The organism is Acinetobacter chengduensis, assembly GCF_003664645.1.
Lineage (GTDB): Bacteria > Pseudomonadota > Gammaproteobacteria > Pseudomonadales > Moraxellaceae > Acinetobacter > Acinetobacter chengduensis.
The window spans coordinates 1-2,361 of sequence record NZ_RCHC01000051.1 but is presented as its reverse complement, the minus strand read 5'-3'; the positions used below and the strand labels follow the sequence as shown (position 1 = coordinate 2,361).

The following is a 2,361-nucleotide window of genomic DNA, read 5'->3' as shown; positions in this document are numbered from 1 at the left end:
AGCTACGCGAATGGCAAAACCTTCAAGAGCAATTCACCTTGCAGTTTCAGTGGCCACATGATCAGCGACGCTTCAACGTGGTTTTTAACCATAAAGATGGTGCCCTTGAAAGCTCCACAATCAAGGGCACTCCAGCAACATCACTTGATACCTATTTTAATGTCACTATGAGATTCACCGAGGTAAGCGATGCCGATTGAAACCAACAACCTAAAACTGCTGGAATCTGAACGCATTAAGACTGATGCGGAAGATGGCGGCGGTAAATATTCAGGCCGTGAAATTGTCGATGGCCAAAGCAATAACCTGTTTAATGACATTTCTGAAATGGATCGCACAACAGGTCGCACATCAATCCAAAAAATTTATGCCGCAGTCAATACAGCTGATACGGATGCTCTGATGGGTGCCACAGTCTTTATTTCTGAAAACCCAAAAGATCCAAATGTATCCGCCGTATTATTCAGTACAAATAGCTGGACAGATGAGCGTTCAAGTGCTCAAAACCGCATTGAAAATTACTTAGCCAAAGGTGCGCAGCTGACAGGCACACCGTTGGATACGCATTGGCTGGGTATGAAGTCTTTGCAAGTAGCTATGTTTCCACAGGAAGCTGAAAGCTCGATTGGCGCATCTATTGTGCTAATTTCAAATGAAGGCAAGCCTCTAGAAGTTGAGCAGTATCTTCGCATTACTGAGGTTTCCACACGTACTGCAATTTTAATGATTGACGGTAAGCAGGTTGAATACAAGATTGCAACTTACGGCCTCAGTGACGCCTTAAAAGCTGACTTTGTGGGCCTCTCTGCAAAGCAGTGGTATAGCGGTGAAAAAAGCCAGACCATCATTCGAGACACTATTGTTGCGGATACTGGTAAATACTATGCCAGTGCGAATTTGAAAGAAACTGCTCAGGTCGGCGATTATTCTGTCGTTGCGGATAGTGTCTACACGCAGCTGGTACCATCTGCGCAGACTGAAACGCCAATGGTGAATATCAATGCTGCTGGTGATTCTGCGGCGCTAGTCAAAACAGCCAGTGGCGTATTAAGCAAGATCTTTCCAAATATCACAGTGAATACTGTGCAAGGGCTGTATATCGGCTCAAGTGTGATGCCTAAATCTGTTGAATTTACCCTGTTTGGATCGGCTATTACCGATGTTGGTGGTGAACTAAAGAATAGTGCTGGTACTTCAATCGGTACGATAAACTACCAAAATGGCGCAATTGCGTGGAATGCCAATGCTGGCACGGGTACAACCAATTTAAATATTACGTTTATGCCGGCTGCCGCAGTAACTGCGCCAGTTGAATCGATGCTGATTTATGTGAATCAGGAAAATAATGGATTTAACTGGATTAAGAATCTGGTGCCACTGCCATCACCTGGCAGTTTGCAGTTTTCATATTTAGTGCAAAACCAAGTCTACACACTGCGCGACAATGGTGCAGGCCAGCTGCGTGGTTCTGATTCTTCATTCGGATCTGGCAGCATTGATTATGAAACGGGCACCATGGCGGTTACAGTTGGTGAATTGGCAGACGTTGGTAGCGCAATATTGCTAACGTGGAGCAATATGATCACAGCTCAAGAGCGCTCGGGGTTAGTCATTAATAAGGCCTATATTGAAATCCCTGTAAATGATTCAATTGTGGCGGGCACGCTGACTGTAGACTGGCTGCTGAATGGTGTGTCTAAGACAGCAACAGACAATGGTCAAGGTCAATTTACTGGGGATGCCACAGGTACGATCGACTATGCGGATGGCGTGGCCAAGCTTATGCCGACCTTACTGCCGAATGGCGGTACCACTTTCAATGTGTCTGGCCAAAAGGGCCCGAAGTCTGCGGTTAGCCTTTCAGCTGTACCGTCAGGCGGATCAATTACGGTTGAGTTGGACAATGGATCTGCACCGCTGGTTCCCAAGTCTGTAAAAATTCGTGTACCAGTAAAATACATGGGTTATTCGGGTGAAGTTGAACTGCGTGATATGCCTATAGATGCGACAACTGGCCACATGATCAATGGCGCGGGTCAGCAACAAGGTTCGATTAACTACACAACTCGAACCATTACCGTTGCGCCAAGCGCCACGCTTGAAGCGATTGAGCGCGAAAAGGTTATGCGCCCTTACTACGGCACACATAATACATCCCAAGCAGCAATAGAAGCAGGCATGCTGGGGATGATTATTAATTATCAAAATGTCAAAACCACAAACACCTTGACCTTAACTGAGGTGGCGACTGCAGTCACAGTGAGTGTTTCATATCGTGATGAATCAGTTGCGCAAAGCTGGAATGACACAGTGATCGGATTGGTATTGAAAACTGATTTAACAGAAGGTTTTGCTGAGCAG

The 2,361-nt window shown here is 45.9% G+C and carries 2 pseudogenes; both read left to right on the top strand.

From position 1 onward, the window contains the following. Window positions 1-200, top strand: a pseudogene (locus D9K81_RS18625) (hypothetical protein); the annotation flags it as partial. After that, window positions 190-2,361 (top strand): annotated as a pseudogene (locus D9K81_RS18045) (hypothetical protein); the annotation flags it as partial. The pseudogenes D9K81_RS18625 and D9K81_RS18045, both read left to right, overlap by 11 nt.